Source organism: Microcystis sp. M53602_WE12 (assembly GCF_030065455.1).
Classification (GTDB): domain Bacteria; phylum Cyanobacteriota; class Cyanobacteriia; order Cyanobacteriales; family Microcystaceae; genus Microcystis; species Microcystis aeruginosa.
This window is the reverse complement of the sequence record NZ_JASJFB010000085.1, coordinates 1-3,172: the sequence shown is the minus strand read 5'-3', so window position 1 is coordinate 3,172 and position 3,172 is coordinate 1. Positions and strand designations below refer to the sequence as shown.

Below are 3,172 nucleotides of genomic sequence, written 5' to 3'. Positions count from 1 at the left end.
GTTCGATAACTGAAATGTATATCTATCGTTGCTAATTCAATTTCACTGAAAAAATATGAGGCAATTAAAATAATTTTTATTCGGGTAGATTCCTTAACTAGAAAGACTTTTGGTCTTGAGATAATATTAGGTCGAGGTCTATTGGGTAAGACTTTTAGACTGTTTGGAAATCAAAAAGTACCATATCTGGGAGTGATCGGCTTCAGGTACTTTTTCCCTGAAAATTAGGTAATTGACCCCCTCGAAATCGCTAAAACCCTACACCCTGCCCCCCACGAACAACTTTTTCAGCAAACCCTAGTTAGCTAATCTTGCCCAATGCCCTTTCTGATTTAGAGTAAGCAAAAATCAAACTCGGTTTCGACTTACCTCTTTTCCTACCATAAATTGTAGTTTTTGGGCATTATCTTAACAAAATTTAACTGACAAGAAAACAGTAACTTTTTAACAGCCTCTACAGGATATTTTCTTAATTAAGAGGCTCTCATTCTGCTAGTTTCTAGAATTTTAATCGGCCTCGATGAATTGATTAATCATCAAAGTAAAAATCGAACTACGAGGAATGAATAACCATGGTACTTTCAGAACTAGCACCAACGGCTGTAACCCCTGTCCCGTCTGATTTATCCACACCCACTGAGGTTAAAAAATCCCCTGCTCAAAACAATGATCTAATCTATTTTTGTGAACTAGATTCTAGTAACAAACTGAACTGTCGTTGACTTCAAGGATGTCTTGTACCCAGTCAAAAGTAAAAAAGGAAATTGAACCTCTTGCACAAGTCAAAAAGTAATCAATCCTGATGCTGAAAGCATTCTATTGGCTCTTCTCGTTTCTGTGTGGAAGGAAGAAGAATAGGGATAATTTTTCAAAAAAAATATAGTCTTCAAAGCCTTGCCTAGGAAGACTCCTACGAATGATAAGCACTGATTATCACACAAAGTCGAGGAGAGCCATCTATTCTTCTTTCTGTTGCCTGTTGCATGAGTTCCTATTGCCTGACTTCCGCAGGAAGTCTAATGTTTATAACCAATTTCCAATTAAGATAAAAGAAGACCAATAAACGGGATGACTATACTGATTATTAATATCTGGATTACTTTGAGCTTGAATTAATTGGATTTGAGCCTCTCTTAAGGCTTCTGCTTTATTAACCCCTGAATTAATTAAATTGTCATAAAAAGCCAAGATTAATTGTAACGTAGATTGATCAGAAACTGGCCATAAAGACGCAATCGCACTTTGAACCCCTGCTTGTATCGCTACTCCTGCTAATCCTAGCGCAGATCGTTCGTCTCCTTCTGCGGTTTCACAGGCGGTTAAGGTGAGAAGTTCAACAGAGTTAGAGCCTGATTCAAGCAGTCTTAAGGTATTTTCAAGACTTTTAAGGGCTATTTTATCATTATTTCCCGCCACCAGAAAGGTGTCATCTGGAATTGTCCCAAATTGAGCATGGGTGGCAATATGAATAATGGAGTAGTCAGCATTATCTAATGTTTGGGTGAGGGTTTGGGGGTTAAATTGTTGATTAACTAGCAGTTGATGATTAGGAAATTGTTGGGAAATGGTGGCAATTTCAAGGGGAATATTATCTAAAGAAGGAAAAATTTGACCATCAATCTGACTTTCTTCGGTGACTCCTAAAATTAACGTTTTATTGTCAGATAAGGTTCTTTTTTGCAGAAAGGTTAAGGATAAACTAGGGGTAGTAGAGACAGCATATTTTTCGATCAGAAATTGTTTACCATCATGTAAAGCAGCCATAGGGATGGGGCGAAAAGGACTATCTTGGATAAAAACTAAGTTTTTTACGTCGTATTCCTGTAAATCAGTCTCAAAAGGACGAATTATCTGACTATAGAGGGTTTCAGATAAGCTTGTGTCATAATCACCTAGAGTTAAAAACCCATCTAAGATACTTTGACGAAATTGAGCAATATTTTCGATAATATTGGCTTTATTCTGCTTAATCCAGTGAATTTTTATACTTTGATCGGGTAAAATTATAATGATTGCTGTTTTCTCTTGAAACATTAAAGAATTAATAATTGCCGTCTGAGGAAAAGCAGATATAGGCTGAGAATCAGGGGCATCAATCCGCAAAAAACAGTCATTTCCCAGATGATTTTGCAATTCTGCGAGTCTTAGATGATCAATAATCTTGAGGACTTCTTTTAATTCTTGTTTTTGTTGTATAGATGATAAACTTTGAGAATCAGCTAATTGTAGCTTTAATTGAGCAAGTTGACGATAAATAGGTTCAATACTATCACGAAAGTCCAATTGTACGTCTTTTTCAGTCGTTAATAAGTCACTACGGATATTTTCAAGAGTATTATAGGCGTTTTGATAGGCGTTAACGGCGAGGTTGAATTGTCCTTTTGCTTGAAAAATACGCCCTTTTTGCCATTCCAAAAGATATAAGCCATCTTTTGTGTTTAAATCTTGATTAGCCACTAAAATCGCTTTCTGTGTTAGGGTTAAGGCTTCTTTTGTTCTGCCAAGACATTCATAAAAATGACCGATTGCGCCTAATGCAAAAGACTCTACACGAGGATTATTAAGATTTTTAGCAATTGTTAAAGCATTATCGAGAATGGATAATCTTTGATAGTCAGATAGTTGCCATTGCGTCGGACATTGGATTAAAGGGGTACTTAAGGCTAAAGAAAAGGCGGGTAGACTCGCTAAGTCAATACTAGCGTAAACCGTTGTTACATTTTGAGGGACCATAGGGAGCAAGATTAACGCCTGTTGTAAATCATTTTGCCGTTGTTGGGGAGAAATTATCTGAAAATTTTGAGAATAATAGGATAAACGAATTAAATTTAATAAATTCTCTAGTTTTGTTAAAGGATCTTCTGATCCATTTAAGTTAGCACGGAAATTTTTGGTAGCTTGTTGATAGTCGGAGATCGCTTGTTTTTGAAAAGTATTGGAGCGGTTATGATCTTGTTTTTCAGCAGATTTTGCCCGTAATTGGGATAATTGACCTCTAGCTGTATAAGAATTGCCTAAGCTTTGTTTTAAGGGTTCTTCGTTACTTGGTATGGTTCGATAGGGGGGCATAAATCGACTAAATCCTTATCTGGCAAGAGACTTAATTGATTAGTTCGCTCTAGATAAGAAATAATTGACAAAAATCGCTAAATGCCTTTCTATATAAGGGTTC

At 36.3% G+C, this 3,172-nt stretch carries 1 protein-coding gene; it reads right to left on the bottom strand.

Annotation, left to right across the window (positions count from 1 at the left end; all coding sequences use genetic code 11):
* Positions 1 to 1,023: 1,023 nt before the first annotated feature.
* Entirely contained in the window at positions 1,024 to 3,069 is a 2,046-nt protein-coding gene (locus PX482_RS03535) for a CHAT domain-containing protein (protein ID WP_002759564.1), read from the bottom strand.
* Positions 3,070 to 3,172: the final 103 nt, after the last annotated feature.